The organism is Vibrio kyushuensis, from assembly GCF_050337325.1.
Classification (GTDB): domain Bacteria; phylum Pseudomonadota; class Gammaproteobacteria; order Enterobacterales; family Vibrionaceae; genus Vibrio; species Vibrio kyushuensis.
In genome coordinates, this window is sequence record NZ_JAKJSV010000005.1 from 32,596 (window position 1) to 50,374 (window position 17,779).

20 protein-coding genes are annotated in these 17,779 nt (G+C 41.3%); 4 read left to right on the top strand and 16 right to left on the bottom strand.

All coding sequences use genetic code 11. From position 1 onward, the window contains the following. Positions 1–19: 19 nt before the first annotated feature. The 4 genes from L4D20_RS11750 to L4D20_RS11765 all read left to right on the top strand — a co-directional run bounded on the left by L4D20_RS11750 (position 20) and on the right by L4D20_RS11765 (position 4,315). Positions 20–721 (top strand): DUF1028 domain-containing protein, encoded by a 702-nt coding sequence (locus L4D20_RS11750; protein ID WP_428801778.1) that lies wholly within the window; start codon positions 20–22, stop codon positions 719–721. Positions 722–939: 218 nt separating this feature from the next. Beyond that, complete coding sequence (locus L4D20_RS11755) at positions 940–1,683, top strand: transglutaminase-like domain-containing protein (RefSeq protein WP_428801779.1); 744 nt, start codon at positions 940–942, stop codon at positions 1,681–1,683. A gap of 247 nt (positions 1,684–1,930) precedes the next feature. After that, on the top strand, positions 1,931–3,694 hold the full coding sequence (locus L4D20_RS11760) for a glycerophosphodiester phosphodiesterase (protein ID WP_428801780.1): 1,764 nt from the start codon (positions 1,931–1,933) through the stop codon (positions 3,692–3,694). A 192-nt stretch (positions 3,695–3,886) separates the two neighbouring features. Next, complete coding sequence (locus L4D20_RS11765; RefSeq protein ID WP_428801781.1) at positions 3,887–4,315, top strand: DUF3319 domain-containing protein; 429 nt, start codon at positions 3,887–3,889, stop codon at positions 4,313–4,315. 83 nt (positions 4,316–4,398) lie between these two features. Here the strand turns inward: L4D20_RS11765 and L4D20_RS11770 are convergent, their stop codons facing one another. The 16 genes from L4D20_RS11770 to L4D20_RS11845 all read right to left on the bottom strand — a co-directional run bounded on the left by L4D20_RS11770 (position 4,399) and on the right by L4D20_RS11845 (position 17,621). Continuing rightward, positions 4,399–5,145, bottom strand: coding sequence for a substrate-binding periplasmic protein (locus tag L4D20_RS11770; protein WP_428801782.1), 747 nt, complete (start codon positions 5,143–5,145; stop codon positions 4,399–4,401). Between the two features lie 226 nt (positions 5,146–5,371). Then, positions 5,372–5,677 (bottom strand): isoamylase early set domain-containing protein, encoded by a 306-nt coding sequence (locus L4D20_RS11775; protein ID WP_428801783.1) that lies wholly within the window; start codon positions 5,675–5,677, stop codon positions 5,372–5,374. Between the two features lie 319 nt (positions 5,678–5,996). Next, positions 5,997–6,809: a nickel/cobalt transporter gene (locus L4D20_RS11780; protein ID WP_428801784.1), complete on the bottom strand. Its 813-nt coding sequence runs from the start codon at positions 6,807–6,809 to the stop codon at positions 5,997–5,999. After that, entirely contained in the window at positions 6,799–7,419 is a 621-nt protein-coding gene (locus L4D20_RS11785; protein ID WP_428801785.1) for a DUF1007 family protein, read from the bottom strand. Before L4D20_RS11785 ends, L4D20_RS11780 begins: the two co-directional genes overlap by 11 nt. Positions 7,420–7,505: 86 nt before the next feature. After that, positions 7,506–8,378, bottom strand: coding sequence for a zinc ABC transporter substrate-binding protein (locus L4D20_RS11790; protein ID WP_428801786.1), 873 nt, complete (start codon positions 8,376–8,378; stop codon positions 7,506–7,508). 74 nt (positions 8,379–8,452) lie between these two features. Then, positions 8,453–8,965, bottom strand: coding sequence for a type II secretion system protein (locus tag L4D20_RS11795; RefSeq protein ID WP_428801787.1), 513 nt, complete (start codon positions 8,963–8,965; stop codon positions 8,453–8,455). Positions 8,966–8,983: 18 nt separating this feature from the next. Further along, positions 8,984–9,325 carry a nucleoside triphosphate pyrophosphohydrolase family protein gene (locus L4D20_RS11800; RefSeq protein ID WP_428801788.1) on the bottom strand — a complete coding sequence of 114 codons (342 nt, stop codon included), beginning with the start codon at positions 9,323–9,325 and terminating at the stop codon, positions 8,984–8,986. Between the two features lie 3 nt (positions 9,326–9,328). Next, on the bottom strand, positions 9,329–9,988 hold the full coding sequence (locus tag L4D20_RS11805; RefSeq protein ID WP_428801789.1) for a DsbA family protein: 660 nt from the start codon (positions 9,986–9,988) through the stop codon (positions 9,329–9,331). 40 nt (positions 9,989–10,028) lie between these two features. Beyond that, positions 10,029–10,349, bottom strand: a complete 321-nt coding sequence (locus L4D20_RS11810; protein ID WP_428801790.1) for a hypothetical protein — start codon at positions 10,347–10,349, stop codon at positions 10,029–10,031. Between the two features lie 11 nt (positions 10,350–10,360). Next, the gene (locus tag L4D20_RS11815) at positions 10,361–10,903 is read right to left on the bottom strand and encodes a phosphatase PAP2 family protein (protein ID WP_428801791.1); all 543 of its coding nucleotides are present in this window, start codon (positions 10,901–10,903) and stop codon (positions 10,361–10,363) included. After that, entirely contained in the window at positions 10,890–11,054 is a 165-nt protein-coding gene (locus L4D20_RS11820; protein ID WP_428801792.1) for a hypothetical protein, read from the bottom strand. The genes L4D20_RS11815 and L4D20_RS11820 overlap by 14 nt, the downstream gene beginning before the upstream one ends. An 87-nt stretch (positions 11,055–11,141) precedes the next feature. Beyond that, positions 11,142–12,473, bottom strand: a complete 1,332-nt coding sequence (locus L4D20_RS11825) for a YadA-like family protein (RefSeq protein ID WP_428801793.1) — start codon at positions 12,471–12,473, stop codon at positions 11,142–11,144. Positions 12,474–12,575: 102 nt separating this feature from the next. Further along, complete coding sequence (locus tag L4D20_RS11830; RefSeq protein ID WP_428801794.1) at positions 12,576–13,379, bottom strand: hypothetical protein; 804 nt, start codon at positions 13,377–13,379, stop codon at positions 12,576–12,578. A 300-nt stretch (positions 13,380–13,679) separates the two neighbouring features. Next, a complete protein-coding gene (locus L4D20_RS11835) occupies positions 13,680–14,960 on the bottom strand; it encodes a serine hydrolase domain-containing protein (RefSeq protein ID WP_428801795.1) in 1,281 nt (426 codons plus the stop codon). A gap of 112 nt (positions 14,961–15,072) precedes the next feature. Continuing rightward, on the bottom strand, positions 15,073–16,341 hold the full coding sequence (locus tag L4D20_RS11840) for a serine hydrolase domain-containing protein (RefSeq protein WP_428801796.1): 1,269 nt from the start codon (positions 16,339–16,341) through the stop codon (positions 15,073–15,075). 362 nt (positions 16,342–16,703) lie between these two features. Further along, positions 16,704–17,621, bottom strand: a complete 918-nt coding sequence (locus L4D20_RS11845) for a cation efflux transmembrane domain-containing protein (protein ID WP_428801797.1) — start codon at positions 17,619–17,621, stop codon at positions 16,704–16,706. Between the last annotated feature and the right edge of the window lie 158 nt (positions 17,622–17,779).

The following is a 17,779-nucleotide window of genomic DNA, read 5'->3' on the forward strand; positions in this document are numbered from 1 at the left end:
GGGTTGAAGCAAAAAGATAATGACGATCTCTCTAGTTCACTTTAATCCAGAAACAGGTCTTTCTGCTTCCCTATCTGCAACTGGTGGTGTTTCCGTTGGTGGGTATGTGAATCACAGTTGGCGCGGCCTTGGTGGTTGCGCGACCCAGGGGTTATATACTAATCCTTGGTATGCGGAATACGCCAAGTCACATTTGACGAATGAATTGTCTTGCGATGAGGTGATCGAACTTCTCAAACAGCAAGATAGTGAGTTCCATAAGCGTCAATGTATGGTGATGGATAGACTTGGAAACAGCGCGTTTATTCATGGTGAGAGCAATATTGCTTATACGGGCTCTGTCGCCTTTCCTCATATTGCCGTCGCAGGAAATATGCTAGAAAGTGAGACTGTACTAACGGCCTTTATCACGACGTTTACTAAGCTTGTTACGGTTAACAGTGAAGATGTCCGCCGCGGAGAAACCCCTATCTATAAAGAGGGGTATGAACGTTCGTTACCTGAAATGTTGATCACCTCATTAGAGAGTGCGCTTCTTGCTGGTGGTGATAAACGAGGAACGTATTCAGCCTCACTGAGAGTTGAAAGCATGACGCAAGCACCCATTGATATTCGCGTGGATTGGTCAGATGATTCGCTAATTTTAGATATGAGAGGGATTTTACGTCGTGTAAGAGCTGAGCCTTTTGACTCGTTCTTAAGCTGTCTCCCAACGAAGTAAACTCACCGTCCAAACTTAATCAAAGTAACCTTAATCTATACAAGATGAATCAATCTATAAAGCTCACTAGCGTATGTTGGTGAGCTTTTGTTTTTTTAGCGCAGTTTTTTCATACATAGCCAGTTTATTCAATTTTTACTAAGCCACTCTCGTTATTCTTTCGTCATACCCATTGTGAGAAAACCAATGAGAAGAAAGTCCAATAAGAGGAATACCCCATGAGCGAATTACGTATGAATGAACTCACGAAAGAATATCTACAAATCACTCCAATGTTGGATTTCAATCACCCAGAAATCGAAAACCTAGTCAAACAAAGACAGTGGCGAGCATTGTCTCAATATGATGCCATCGGTGCTATCTATCACTTTGTTCGTGATGAGATACAGTTTGGCTACAACAGTGATGATCGTCTACCGGCAAGCCAAGTGTTAAAAGATGGTTATGGTCAGTGCAATACCAAGGGCACGTTACTAATGGCACTGCTTCGAGCTGTGGGTATTTCAACGCGTTTCCACGGTTTCACGATTTATAATGAACTACAGCGTGGGGCTATTCCGAACTATCTATTTGTTGTTGCCCCTCCTCGTATTATTCACAGCTGGGTTGAAGTGTATCAAGATGGAAAATGGGTGAATCTAGAAGGTTATATTTTAGATAAAGAGTATCTAAAACAGATTCAAACGCGCTTTGCGGATCAAAATGAATCTTTCTCGGGTTACGCTATTTCTACAAAGTGTTTGTCTAATCCGGATGTGAATTGGAACGGGCGAGATACCTATATTCAAAGTGAAGGTATTGCTGATGATTATGGGACATACGCCCAACCGGACGACTTCTACGAAAACTACGGAAGTAATCTCTCTGGTATCAAGAAAGTTATGTTCCGTTTTGTACTGCGCCACTTAATGAATCGCAATGTCGACAAGATCCGCCAATACGGGATCCCTGATCTGGCTTAACTAAGTATTGATAGCTTTTAGTGTGAATAGATAAATGTTGATGAGTAAGCAGTGGTAACGGGTTTAAATAACCGTTACTTCGCTTCTTTACTCCAAACTGATCTTCCCATCACTTCCAGTGTTATAATTGAGGTCTGAAAGATTAAGACAAATTAGGCGAAACAAACTTTTGATAAGTGCATTTTTTCATCGCAGTCGGCATATTTTGTATTTTATGTTGCATCGACTCAAAGCCAGTGGTTTGCAGATGCTGGCTTGTTTTATTCTAGTACGAAGTGCTCTTATTACTTTATTCGTCCCATTCGATTTATGGCTCAGCTCAAAGTTGATGGGCTTTTATGGCGTGAATGCTATTGCTAATCAGGAGCTACTTGCTTTCCTTCTTTCACCAGTAGGTTTTCTATTGACCTTATGGTTTGTGACCCAGCTGAGTTTCGCTTTTTTTATCGAGCAATCAACGATTAGTATTTTGCTTGCTCAACACGATCTAGGGAAACGGTCGATCCTTGATACGTTTGGACTGATTATTCAACGCAGTTGGCGCGTGATTAAAGTGGTACTTGCTCAATCTATAGGGGTGAGTTTACTTTTTGCCACTTTACTTTGGTGCGGACGCTGGGTTTATGGGCTGATGCTCAATGACTGGGATATCAACTACTACATTACTAATCAACTGAGTTCCTTATGGGCGGCCGTTGGCTTGCTGATACTCATCACTTTACCAAGTGTTTTACTGGTTCTTCGTTACTGGGCGAATTGGTGGTTAGCATTGCCACTCAGCCTTTTTCAAAATTGCTCACAATGGCAGTTATTCAAACAAGCTAGACGCTTAAGCCAAGACATTTATCCGCATATTTTCGTTGGTCATGTCGCGTGGTTATTTGTTCGTGTCGCTATTACCGCTATTTTTGCCGGAAGCATTTTATTTACACTTGGGCCCATACTGCAGTGGGCCACCTCTGATCCAGAGCGTTACCCGTGGCTCATGCTGGTTAGTTTACTGCTGTTTGGATTGACTTTACTTCTCAGTTTTGTCGATCGGTTTATCTATGCGAGCTGTCAATACTATGTGCTTCGCTTGCAAACCAAACGCCTGAAACTAGTTAATGATCAAGAGCGATTCGTCGGGCTGAAACAAAGTACACAACGTAGAGCTTCACTCAGTAGTGTGATGTTATTGCTGATTGCGTTTGCAGCGTTTAATGGCTACTCAGACGTTCGTAATTTCGTTAAACATTTACAAACGGGCACATCGGGTTATATCACCGCACACAGGGGAGGGGGATTCAACCAACCTGAAAATAGTGAAGCGGGCATACAGTACTCTATCTCACTGGGGATTCGGAGTACTGAAATTGATGTGCAGGTCACCAAAGATGGACAAGTGGTGGTGTATCACGATAAAGATTTAGGTCGCTTGCTTGGCTCCTCTTTAGTGGTTGAAGAATCTAACTATGCGGAAATTGTCGCAGCTTATCGGAAGCAAGACCGAATTCCACCGCCGTTGCTGACGCAGCTGTTGGACGACTATGCTCAAGACATTGAATTCAATATTGAGTTAAAGCGCTACAACCAAGGCTTTAAGCTTGCTATCGCGATGGCAAAGCTACTTCCTGATTATCAACAAGCAATGATTGTTTCGAGTCTTGATGTCGAGTTATTAACTCGAACAATGAGCGAATTAACAGAAAGTAGACCGAAACAACTTCGTTATGCGCTCATTTATGCCGCCAGTGTTGGTGAAGCAGAGATAGAACGAGAGGTCGATATGTTGATGGTGAGTGATCAATGGCTCAATACGTGGCGAATCTTAGAAATACAGCAGCGAGAACAAGAGGTTCTCGTTTGGACTATCAACAACTCAGCGGCTATGCAGAGGCTTTTCTTACTTGGGGTTGATGGCATTATTACCGATGAACCAAAACTCGCATTAGATACTCAATCCGTCATTGATGAAATGGATTTTTCAGAGCGTGCATTATTAACCTTGCGTTATTGGTTATCTCTATAAGCGGTAGGAATAGCTGACAAGCTAACAGTCGTCGAAAACTCTAGATTTGCCTCGAAGAATTTTCTGCCCACATCAATGTTTTCACATATTTAGTATGTTTTGATTCCCAAATATTGAGTTAGAAACAAAAGTGACATTTATAACCTGATATATTGAACTAATATCACACTATGTCGGTGGTGAGGGGAAGTCATGAGCATAATGTCAACAGCATTACGAGCATTGTTTGGACCAAAGGATTCTTCGTCTAAAAAACAAAACATGGTGAGAACCGAGTTTTATAGAGGTCACTTGCTTAAACGAAACCCCGCGCACCCAGATTACTGGAGCGCGACTATTACTGACTGTTCTATGGTAGGTAAGTTGGAATACTTGAAGATGTCAGTAGACCAATGGTGTGATCATAAGGTCATTGTTGCTCCTGAACATTTTGAGAAAAGCCAGCAGCAACTTTCCGAGCAGCTTACGTTTGATCATAAAGAGTTCAAACTTAAAAATGACCATGGAGGCGATAACGAATGGTATATCACTTATCGCGGCAGGCTGATGAAAGGATCTAAGGGGAAGATTATTGAAGCTCTCGATCTATTAGAACAGAAGCGGTCGAAGGTTGATGATTAACGCTCTCCCATTCTATTTACATTATCCCGATCGAAATACTCCATGAATTACGGCTGATGGGCCATTAATTATGGATGAGTTGTTTATGGCTTATTAATCTGACAGTTTTGTTCTGGGGGAGGTAAATTATGTTTGGAAAATATTTTGGCTACCTCTCCTGAAAGTCTCATCTCCAATATCTCAATACCAAAGTCTGAGTAATAGCGGCTCTTATCCGATTGTTTTGGCATACTTATATACCGTGAGTTGTGAAATTTTTCTTTATAGTCTAACTCAGCGAGACCTTCTTGAGCCTTAAATATCTCTACGCCATGGTCTGAGGATGTTATAGCTATATCGATACGATTATTCAACAGCATACTTATCAACTGCTCATTATCGTCAACTGCGTGTAAACCAGAATACTGTCTCTTACTTATTGAGTTTGAGTAGAAACTACCTCGGATAACCCCAACTCTATAACTAGACAAAGAGTTTGAATCTTCAATTTTAATATCACTTCCAAGTTTCACGATAAAACTAACGTGTCTTACTTGGCAACCATACGAAACGGCATGGAGAAATTTTCGTCGTTCGGCTGAAATAGAGTGGCGGGGGATAATATCAACCATGCCTGATTTTGCGGTATTAATTGTCCTAGCCCAAGGCACGTTGACCCACTTAACCTCATGCCCAATTCGTAAGACAGCTAATTCGATCATCTCGGCAACGGGGCCACCACAGCCATCTTGTGTTATCTGTAACTCAGGAGGCCTGTCTCGACAGTGTGCAATCAACACTTCAGAAAATGCATATTGAGAAAACAATAATAATCCAACAATGAACTTCATACCATTACCTGCAATCAACCCACATTATTAGCATACTTCAATATTCTTTATGTGTGAGCTAATTAAAGGTCAGTAGCATTAAAATGTTTGTTGGGTGAAACGGGGTAGACAAATAGGGAGCTTGTAAATAAGCATTAACCATTTGATAAATTAAGGATTTTGTCGAAGCTACAGAGGCGATTAAGCCCAAACATTGCGCTTGGGCTTAATTAGTATATAGGTAGTGTTACGCTGAGACGTGTGTCGAAAGCAGGCAGTTGTCGCTCCCATATGAGTTACTTACGTAACCGTCAGCTGCAGGGTCGTTTTCCCATTGAGTGTCGTTAACGAGGTAACGAAATTCAAAATTGCTCTCTTTTGGAAGGCGAATTTTAGTCGTGAACACTTTTTGGCGGTTGAGTTTCATTGGCGTGGATTGCCATTGATTGAAATCACCACATACAGCGACGCTCTTTGTTTCCACATCTTCTTTTGGCCACTGGAAAGTAATTTCTACTTCGTTTTTTGTCTTAAAATATTTTTTTGTAAACATATCTATTCCCTTTGAATTTAACTGTTTGAATTAAAGCAAGTAAAGTGCCAATTAAAAAAGCATGCTTATCCTTCGTTTCAACTGCCATTACCCTACAATGAGCACAGCTTTGGTGCAAGCTGTTGCTTATTGATGCAAAGGTCAAAATAGGTTGAATCTTTATGCAGGTAGAGTTGTCCAACACTGGTTTTTCCATTAGCTTGAAGATTCTGTTTTATATAGAACGATCATTTATAGACATCAATCGAGATCTGATGGTTAAGAATCACCTTAATCACCCTAAAATAGGTTTGTTCAAAGGGGGCAAATATATTTTTAACTAAAATTGAATTAACCCAAGAACATTACTTCGAGTTATCAAAAAATACCCAGACAAAACCAATAACACTCCTCCATTGAACTTAAGAACCATTAGAGCGAAACGAGATTTTTCACCTAAACAAATGGCGAATGTGTTTTTAGTCACCACAGCAACGCAGGCAATAATGCTGGTGGTCAACGCTGTTCCAAATGCCATGGTAAGAGCACTTATTGCACCTGCGTCTCTTAAATTAATCATGTTAGAAAATAGCAATACCATGACTGCGCCTGTACAGGGCCGCAGACCGACCGCCAGAATGATTCCATAAATACTGGCGTTATTTTCCTTACTTGAACGAATCGATTTAAACATCAAGTAAAAGCCAAGAGCGATGACGCACCCGTAACTAAATCTAATCATCACATCTATCTGGTTGTACATTTCTTCCATAGAAGAGGCGTAAACATCAATCATGAATTCGATAATTACAATCGCGACGAACGCTTGTAAAAATGCTGATGTAATCGTAATAAACAACGCAGTCAGTATTGAGCTCTTGTTCGTTATTAAATAAGAGGTTACCAAGAATTTGCCGTGGCCTGCGCCAAGTGAGTGAAGTAGACCATAGAGAAAGCTAACCACAATAAGTGTCGAGATTGCCGCAGGTTTTTGATCTTGTATATCGTAAAGCAACTCGCCCAGTTCATTGGTTAATACTCTTTCTAGCTTTAATGATTGAAGCCACAGTGTTGGCCACCAGACAAGTAGAGTGATGAGTATGACAAGTAACGTAAGGGTCCCAATAATGATGAGTTTTTGTTTATTGGTCATGGTTTTCACACTTGATGTATAGAGTTTCAGTAAATAGCTGTCCTAACTCATTGTCAGGATCGGCATCAATGGGAAGTGCTAAAGCGTACGCGATTTGTTCAGCTGTAGGCGTTGGTTTTTCAAATCTCACGGTACAGTTAAGCGCTTCATTTACGTGAATGGCATTTTTTGAATTCCAGCTCATATCCACAAAGTGGGACGGGTCAAAAATGAGCAATTTAAGCTCTTCATCATTTGGTGTAATGGGTTTAGATAAAGGCAAATCAAACGTCATTGTGATTTTACCCCTATGGTAGTTCATCGTAGGGTCAATAGCCCGGCGGTATTTGATGGGATTATCAGCTTGATAAAAATAGGTGAAGTAGTGGCTACTTAGCATGTTATCAAGAACTTCAATTGCGATGTTTTGAAGCGTTTGGCTACTGGTGTTGGGCTCCCCATCGAGGATGTAAGTCGACGTCATCGCATCAAACTCCCACTTCATAGCAAAGCCAGTAATCGTATTACCATTTCCTTGGATATAGGTGTCCATTTCTATCCATGAGTGGGGGTGGGCATGAACCACAGATACACACCCGAGCATGGCTGCGAGAAAGATTGATGTTTTCATATTGAATGAGGTCTTAAGCTGTATTATTGAGTAATATAAGGCCAAGTTAATGACCTTATTGGATTACTTGGTTACCAAGTACAGTATTAACTGGATAAACAGTTAGTTAAGCTTATAGATATTGATTCTAAGAACTCAAAGTAGCTTCCATCATGGACTTCAATATCAACCCCCAGTGGATCCAAATTTCCGATTTTTGTCGATGTGCCTCGAACAGTAGACTCAATGACGCCGGGCTGAAATTGAGGCTCGGTGAAAACACATTGAACGTTTTGTTCAATCAGTGTTGTTCTAATTGCCATTAATTTTTTAGCGCCCGTTTTACGTTCTGGGTCAACAGTAAAGCGCCCTAGGTTGTTCGTCCCAAAGTACTCTTCAAAGTATCCGTACGCATCATGGAAAACAAAATAGCCCTTGTGCTTTATTTGCTTCAATTGCTTACCAATTTTGAGTTCTGTTTTAGTGAGGTTCATATTGAATCGATATAGGTTGTATTTGTACTGAACGGTATTTTCCTCATCCATTAAAATCAGTTGGTCTGTAATGATCTCTGCGACTTCTCTTGCTTGCTGCGGACCTAACCAGATATGAGGGTCATGACTTCCGTGGCTCTTACCGCAGCCACACTTTTTTCCGAAGTTTCGAAGCGATAGCGATTCGTGCTCTGACAGTGTTAATGTGTTGCTTTGACTGGCTAAAGGTTTTGCTAAAAATGACTCTAGCTCAGAGCCAAACCAGATAACTAAATCACTTTTTTTCATTCGTACAACATCAGAAGGTTTTAGCGCATAATCGTGTGGTGACGCTGCAGCGTTTAACAATGATGAAACGGTATCCTCTTCTAAAACCAGTTCGTGTGCGATCATTTCGATAGGCTTAATAGAAGTTAGAATGTCCAATTGCAAAGCGTATGCAGGCAATGAGGAAGCAGCAATGGCTACAATATGTATAAATTTCATAATAATCCGAAGTAGGGAAAGCCGACTAACAGTTTTACTGGGTGGTTATATGCTGATTATAAGTTCAATCGGAATTAACACTCGGTATCGATTAAATCGAACTCAAGCCTTCCGTTCTTGCTAGCTTGCTTAACAACTAGGTAGCACTTGTTTAAGCCATCAATATCAAAACTGTCGTCTTCACCTTTTGGGGTTAGAGTAATGATCGTGCTGCTATCTTTGTCATCATCAAAAGTGCCACTTTTAATATCATGTATAGAGTATCCATCAAGGTTTGCTACTTTGCGTAGGTTCTCCTTATTGTTGATAAAGTGTCCGTAAATGGCTGTTACGCTTTCAATAACCTCTCCGTTAATTTCCTCAATCACCACCTCACTTGTTGGCATTTTATGAGTATCAGCCATTGCTGACTTACCATAAACGAGGCAATCAGAACTAATGATTGCAGCTTGTGCCCCCTTAAGTGCTGAGATTCGAGCGTCTTTAGCCAAATCAATAAAATATGGGGTTGCAGTAATTGCAAGTATAGCGGCGATCAAAATGGTGACGATCATTTCAATAAGAGTGAAGCCTTGAGAGTGTTTCATTGTTTTTCCTAAATCTGATTAGTAATTTGAAGCTTCTAGAATGGCGACTTTGTCAGCCCATCTAGCCAGTTTCTTTTCTGAAATATCGCGTAGCGTTTGAGCCATTAAGTCAACGGAGTGATCGCCTGTTTGCGCCATTGCAATGAAAGCGATATCCAAAGCTACATTGACGACATCGACCGCTTCACCAAGAACACCATCGTCACCGCCTTTTGATTCGGGAAGACGTCCTTGATTGATTTGAATTTCGACCGCCAGTTCACCGACTTCTTCCACGAGTTTGGCTAAGTCAAAATCAAGAGTACGAGTAAGACCTTGAGTACCGAATCTCTTCGCTTGTTCTAGTTTCATTTCTAGCATGGGTTAAGCCTCAATAAGGGTGTTAAGCAGTTCTTCTAGTTCGTCAAAACTATTCACGCTTTGTAGGTGTAATTGTTTGTTACCGTTAACGATGATCGTTGGTGTTGCTCTCACGTAGTACTGCTTGGTAAGTCGGTCTAGTTCTGCGACTTTTTCAAGTGTGGCTGAACAACCTTTACGAAATTCGTCTGCATTACCCCCGCAAGACTCAAGCAGCTGCGCTAAGTCTTCTCTAGAAGTTGGTCCTGCACCTTTCTTGTCGTGAATGAGTTTAAGTAGTTGTTGTAGATATTTTTTCCCAACACCTTGAGCCTCAGCTGTGATGATGACTTCTTGTAACTCTTGCCCTAAGTAACCAGTCTTAATTGGAACCTCTTTAAAAGTTGCATCAGTGCGTTCTGTCATGCTTCTAAGTGGTGTGTGAATCATGGCGCACGGCTGACAGTAGGGGGTGTAAAACATCTTAACTTCAGGTTCTTGAGTGGTTGCCATTGGCAAAATTGAGTAGTGAACACCCTCTACGAATTCAGAGGCTTCTACTTTTGGCATATGTTTGGTTGCGACAATCGCTAATACAGCAATGAGTGCGCAAAAGGCGAAACTCAAAACTAGTGCTTGTGCTCGTTCCTTTGGGATAATTTGATTTAAGTTCGGTAAGCTCATAATTGCTCTCTTATTAATAGGTCGTTGAGGTATTCAAACGTCATCGGTTTGGAAGCACTCGAAGAAACTTCTGGCCGTTCTGGATGACCTCTTGTAGTACTGCTGAACCTTGTTTGAATTGAGAGTGCATTCCCACTTGAGCAATAACGGAACGAAGCCCATTGGCATTGCGTATGTGGATTTCCACGCCTTCGCGATAGTTTGCATCCGCTTTTCTTATGGCCGTATCGGAGTTGAATCCAATATGGTTTTGAGGTTCATTTTTGATTCCCACAAGACGTATTGATTCAATCGTTACCCAATCGGAAAAGGTAGAGAATGAATTGACAGAGGCCATTGCAGAAAATTGATTACCTAGCATGATTTCTCTCTTTAAAGTTTGTATTGAATAGTGATGCCTTGCGCATCTGAATTACCAAATCTGGCGGGGGCAATGCTTAGGTTCGGATCGTTGTATTCTGTGGTGACGAAGTAACTCACCGTATAAGCGAGTACAGCACCTGCGAGCACGTCCGATTGCCAATGTTTATTGGCATAGCAGCGTGAATAACCCACATACGAAGCGGCTAGATAAGCAGGGAGTCCATACTCAATGCCATAACGGTGATGTAAAAAAGCAGCGCCACTGAATGCAGCCGAGGTGTGCCCCGATGGAAACGATTGAAAGTTTGAACCGTTCGGACGAAGAACTCCGGTTGTATTCTTCAATAAATGGGTAGTACCTGCGGTAATCGCGATGACTTTTGTTGCTTCCCAAAACCCTTCGGTATCATTTTTGTATAACGATGTTCCTAGGGCGAACATTGGAATAGCAATTTGCCCAATGTCGCCAGCCGTTTCCGTGTTGGAGGAGGCGTGAAGTGAAAAGGGGATTAGCATCGACGTAGCGATCAGGATGTTTTTAACGGAGAACATTACTGACCTCGATCTGTAACTGGTGAGCTTTGTTTGAGTGCTTTTGAACAATAAAGCCAAGTAAAGACACCAAGATTAGCCAGTAGATCCCAGTAACACGGACCTGCTTTCCAAACTTTAATCGTTTTGTATTTTTTAAATTAAGTGTCATTGAATTAACCTTTCAAAAAAGGCCGCAGAGCGGCCTTTGCTTAGGACAATGAACACCATCCGTGGAATTCTAGCAGTTGCTCTTTAGTTAGAAGATGTACTGTGCGCCGACACCAGCAGAAAGTTGGTGCTCAGAAACTTTACCTTTAGTTTCGTAGTTCACGCTCATAGTGCCCGACCAGCTTTCAGAGATTTGGTAAGCACCACCAAGCGCGATTGCTTGTTTAGAACCTGCAGCACCAACACCTACACCCATGCCGAATTGACCAGCTTGAGAAAGTACCGGACGAGCATTTGTGATTGCGTGAGCAGAAGCAACAACACCATCCATGCGGTCTTCAAGAACTAGCATCTTGTTACCCATTTTTTTCATATCTTGCTCAAGAGTGCCGATACGTTTTTCATGGTCGGCTAGCTTCGTGTTTGTAGTTGTAACGTAAGTGTCAGCGTCTTTATAAACTTGCTTGCCTGCTTCAGCGATACGAGCATTTACTTCGCCATCAATCGCAATAATATCGTTGTTGTTGCTGTCATCATTACTAGCACCATCAACAATCTTCACATCTTTAATGTCACCGTGTTCAACTTGATTCTCAATCATAGCCATTGCAGCGGCACGTTCTTCTTTTGACATATCAGCGAAGTAGTTAGCAGCGTCACGTACTTGTTCGTTAGTGTATTTAACACCGTCTACTTCAACTGCGTGGTTTCCGTTAACTGCGTGAGCAAGAGCTTCATCCATACCGTCAGCCATAGCTACATAACGTTCTTTTATGTGGCTATCTTGGCCGTTGCTGCGATCTTCTGGACGGTAAGCAGCATCGTTGTTCTTACCATCAGTATTAGGAGTCTTTACTTCGTTAACGCGAATGTGTCGGCCTTCTTCAATGCCATCAATTGTAATGTTCGCTACTTCTTTGCCGTCTTTAGTCACTTTGCCAGTGTTAAGATCAACTTTGTGACCTGCGTAGTCGCCTTTATCAAGAGTGATAGTTGAACCGTCTTTGCTTAGGCTACCGTTAGATGCCAGGTATTTAGCTGCATCAGTTAGCTTTTTAGTCTGAGTGCGGTCACTTGGGCCTTTGCTGTTATCAGGAGCAACAGAGTTGTCGATGATTTTACCGTTATGAACGATAACGTTATCAGAATTGGTAGTAGTGTATTCACCCGTTGCATTGTCAATCTCAACCATGTTTAGGTCGCGGTCGTAAATTCTAGTAGTTGTTTCACCTGATTCAATGTCACCGATGTATGTTTGACCATCGCGTGTAACAACAGTGTCGAATCCGTCAGCGTCAGTAACTACTTTGAAGTTTTTGAAAACGTCGGAAGCGTTAACGTCATCGTTGGTTGGAGCAGCAGCAAAAGCTTGTACAGAGAAGATTGAAGTTACAGCTAGAGCCAAAATAGTCTTTTTCATTTGTTTAATACCGTTAATAATTAAATTGTTTAAAAACGGCTATCCCTTGCCAATCTTCTTCCTTGAGCTACGACGTATATCGAGCTTGGTTGGGGGGAATTGTTAGAATGTGAATTTAGTACCAATCTTTATAACGTGGTCGTTTGCTACGCCACTGATATTTGAAGTGTTGATTGCGTACTGAACGTATGGTGTAACGCCATCATAAGCTGTCATCATCGCTTTAAATTCGTAAGATGATTTTGTACGGTCAATATCTGCAAGATCATGAAGGCGACGAAGATCTTTATTGACTTCAGTCTTAGTGATGCCTTTGGCGGAAACAGTGACACCGTCAAAACGATAACCAGCCATTACATCGATACGTGCGATTTCAGAACGAGCTCCACGTGTTTCAGAGAAAGTGGCAGTGTGCTTACCTTTTGAATCAACGTTACCTTCTTCGTGCTTAACTGAATATTTGTCTGTGTTCATTTCGTAACGAATGCGAGCAGACGTGAATAGCTTTCCTAAGTCAGAACCAAATTCCAAACCAAGTTTTGCTACGTTTGAATCTTCACCTGAGAATTCAACAAATTCGTATTGGTTCTTAGGTAGGTTTGGGTTGGTCATCGTTGTAGTTTTAGAATCTTTAAATACATAGCCGATAGATGGTTTTACGTAAGACTGCTCTGAGTAGTTGAACTTCCAAGACGCGTCTAAGTCTAGGTCTTTGTTGGTGGTCGCTTCTGCTGATAATGCAAGACCGTTACCAAAACCGTAACCAACTTCTACTCCTTGAGTGCTTTTGTTTCCGAACTCAGATTTGGTTGAACGATCACCGTATACGTCTACGGTGACTTCTGCGAATGCTGCTGTTGCTGTTAGTGCTGTTAGAACTGCTGATGCTACTGCTAATTTTTTCATTGGTAATTCCTAATTTGATTTATTTATGGAAAAACCGTCCTTGGGTTGAATCAAAAATAAAGACCTCATGTCTTTCGTGTTTCATTTTTGATTCTGGATGTGGACTATATACACGACGAGATCATTTGTGAAGTGTTATTTTCATTAAAGATTAAAAAAAGTTTAAATTTTTTATAAAAAAGGCCTTAAGAATAGAGTCTTAAGGCCTGTGGTTTCATTATTGATGTTTGCGGGGCGAATTAATCAAGTCATTAGAGACTGTTGATGCCTATAATGCTCCAATAAGTAGTGTGTGGGTTATTAGTGATTGTAGCTCGCGACAGCGTCCAATAGGCTAGGGAGTACGTCTAAGAACGTGATTGCTACGGTTCTGTGTGATTCCATTTCGTCTTGAGCGCCATTCATTGCGAGCACAATACCTGTAGACGGCTCGCCAATGGTAACTTGGCCGTGAATCCCAACAAACGCTAAGAATGTATGGCCTTGAATGTGGAACGTGCGTATCTGATCTTTGTACCACGCATCTTCAGCAAGTTTGCTTTCCTTGCCTTGAGCCCAAGCGTTTCGAACGTCATTATTTCCTTGTAATAACTCATTTATGAAACGTTGAGGAATGATCTGTTCTCCGTTTCGGTTTTTTCCGTCATTAATGAGAACATCCATCATTATTGCGATATCGCGAGTCGTTGCGTTTAAGCCTCCAGAGCCAACCGCTTCACCCTTTGAGTTCGATTGAAAATACGCGTTGTTTTCAAAACCGACTTTCTTCCAAAGCCGTTCTTCCATCGCCTCTGCAAGGGACTTGCCAGTCACCCGTGCCACAATCATCCCAAGCATTTCTGTATTTACACATTGGTAGTCATACGCTTGGCCAGGCTTCACATCAGTGCGAGCATCTACCAATGAACCAAAATCGAGAACGGATTTCAGTTCTGGGTATTCATTTACACCATTCCATTCTTGAACATTGGTCATGCGATCGTCCCAAAGCTTACCTTCAGAAAAGTTGATTTTGATTCCCGAACGCATGTCGGCCACCTCCTGTACTGTCGCTTTGGAATAAGAAGGCGAGGTCTTTAATTCTGGAAGGTAGTCAGTGATGGGCGAACTCATATCCACCTTACCTTCATCAACTAATGTAGCCAGTGTCATCGCGGTAAATGATTTGGTCACCGACATTTGTAGGTGCGTTTGGTCTTTGTGCATCCCTGACCAATAGTACTCATCAACTAACTGGCCGTGTTTAAGAATAACCAACGACTCTTGATTTAATCGATCACGTAAGATGATAGACATTGGGTGCTCCCCATCTGCATCAATAGCACTAACACTGTTGAGATCAAACCCAGATGCCTTGCCAATATAATGAGTAAATGGCCCTTTAGACATCTCTACATTAGAGGTGAACTTGTAAGCGTGCTTCATGGTTAGTTTGGCAGCTTTACCGTTGTCCCAATTCGCTTGAGTAACGCCAAACTTAGTAGCAGAATTTATAAAATCGTAATCAGGTTTATGCAGTTCAATTGCGTTAGCGCCAAAAGCCAAAATAGACAACGCAGTTGCCAGAAGTGTTTTTTTCATAATTGTAGCCCGTGAGTAAATGTGCAAAAGGGTATTTCATGTTGATAAATACCCCTTACACAAGGTTAAGGTTATTGATTGGGGAAGGTTGTTTTTAAGTGCTCGGTTAACTCTATTGCTTGGTTGAAACTGCGCTAAGTAGAGTAGGGATTACATCTAGAAAAGTAATCGCAACGGCTCTATCGCCCTTGGTTTCGTCTTGTGCTCCATTCATATGTAGAACAATACCCGTAGCAGGTTCACCGACTGTTACTTGACCATTAATTCCAACAAACGCTAAATAGGTGTGACCCGCATGATTGAAAGTACGAATTTGGTCTTTATACCAACCGTCTTTAATCGACTTACTCTCTTTACCAAGAGCCCAGGCATTGCGAACGTCGTCATTGCCTTCAAGTAAGTTGTTTATAAACTGCTGTGGAATAACTTGCTCACCGTTTCGGTTTTTACCGTCGTTGACAAGAATGTCCATCATCACAGCAACATCTCGTCCGGTTGCATTCAAGCCAGCCGATGCCACGGCTTCACCTTTAGAGTTAGACATAAAATGAGCGTTATGTTCGAATCCTGCTTTTTTCCATAAAACGTCTTCCATTACCTGTGCTACTGGCTGACCGGTTACTCGAGTGATCACCATGCCTAGCATTTCAGTATTCACACATAGGTACTCATACTCTTCACCAGATTGAACATCATCACGTGCCGGTACTGTTGCGCCGTAATCAACAATGGATCCAAACCTGCCAAGTGTATCTGGACCATTCCACTCTTGTACGGAGCCCATTAAGTCCCAGCTTTCTGCTTCTGTTGCTTTAATACCAGAACGCATGTCCGCAACTTCTTGAACAGTAGCCTTAGAAAATGCAGGAGAAGCTTTTAGCTCTGGGACGTATTGCGTGATAGGCGCATTCATATCTACCTTGCCTTGCTCAGCGAGTACAGCAAGCGTTAGAGCTGTGAACGACTTTGTAATAGAGCGCTGCAGATGTGTCGCATCCTTATTCATACCATTCCAATAGTATTCATCTACCAACTGACCATCTTTAAGGATCACTAATGACTCTTGATTTAAACGATCACGCAATATCACGGACATTGGTAGTTCACCGTCGAAGTCATGTGCGCTAACACTATCTAAGTCAAACCCACTCGCGTTGCCAAGATCATGAACAAACTCGCCTTTAGACATTTCAATGTTGTGTGTAAAACGATAAGCATTCTTTAGTGTGAGCTTAGTTGATTTGCCATAATCCCAGTTCGGTAATGAAAGGCCGACTGAAGAAACGTCATTGATGAATGCTGCATCAGGCTTATGGAGTTCAGCTGCGCTGATGTTAAAAGTAAGAGCCGATAGTGCTAGTGCTAGTAGAGTCTTTTTCATTATTGATGCCTCCTGTCTTTTTTTAATCACAATTGATTCAACAATTAGCACTCTACATCAATAAAGTCACAATTGAAAGGTTTTTGTACATTTGCGATTCAATTATGAGGTTTTTAGGTGTTATGAGTTAATAAATGAAAATTAAGTCTTCGTGACATCAGTGGTGCGTTCATAAATGATGCAAATGAGCTAGGGTGGTTTTTAAATTGATAACTATTGAGAGCAGCCCTACTCGAATAGGGCTAAAAAAAGGATAGGTAACAGGCGATTAATGAGAGTATTTAAGCTGTTTAAAAGACGGTCGTGGAGGGTGTGGTAATAAGTAAACGAGCAGAGAGACTGCTCGCTTCTTAAGTGATTTCTTAAGCAATCACCATTTCAATATCTATAATAGGATAAGAAATCTGTAGCTCTTTTGTCAGTGTCTGCTTGCGTTCAAGTAATGATTTAGCGGCAGTATCACTTAATCGAGAATGATCCATGCCTACAACCACCAAGTAACTCGATCCGGTTTTTGAGATATGCAGTGATGATATTTTTTGCTCTTCGACATCTAAGTAAACATGAACTTTCTCTTTAATATCTTTATAGCCATGTTCATCTCTAAGCGTGCCTCCTGCTAATTCAACAAAGGCTTCTTTAATGATTTTTATCGGTTGACCGACCATTAACGTTGCCAAGATGATAACCAGTAAAGAATCACCTATATAAAGTAAGAAGCCAATAGCGCCTGCTGGATCAATAAATCCGATAGCTATGAGAATAGCCCCTGTCGATGCAGAAAGAACACCGTCTATAAATGAGGCTTTCTGATCGACCTTTAACATTGAACTGGTGTTGTTAATCTTCTTGTTTTGAGACCGATAAAACAGTGCTAACCCACCGCAAATTATCACCATAGCAATAGCGTAATAAGCAATGATTCCCGTTTTAATTAGCGCTATTTCGTTTCCTTGTAAGTAACTCAGTACTTTCGAACTATTCGTTACGATGGCTGAAATAACGACTCCTAAAAGCAATAATCCTTTCATAAAGGTGTACAGAGCTTCGGTAACGTATAAACCAAAAGGGAACGCATCTGATTTCATCGATTTTATTTTGGCAATCTTTAACGCAACAATTGCGGTAATGAATAAGATAAAGGACATATTCCCATCGAGCAGTAATGCCTCAGAGCCTGAAAGGTTAAACGCCACCCATCCAGAAATAGCCATAATTAAGTTCGCTATGACACCGATAAGCAGCGCTCTCTTCTCTATTGCTGCGATATTATTGTTCATTACTTCACCATGAAATTCATAATTGAATTTGAGTGTAGCAGATGACTGATTGTGATTTCAATTGTGATTCTAATTTTGGTTTTTATCATTGTTTTTGTTTCTAACAAAGTGTGCGTGGTTCATTTGTGATGCTAATATCTGGATTGATTGGTTTTTAT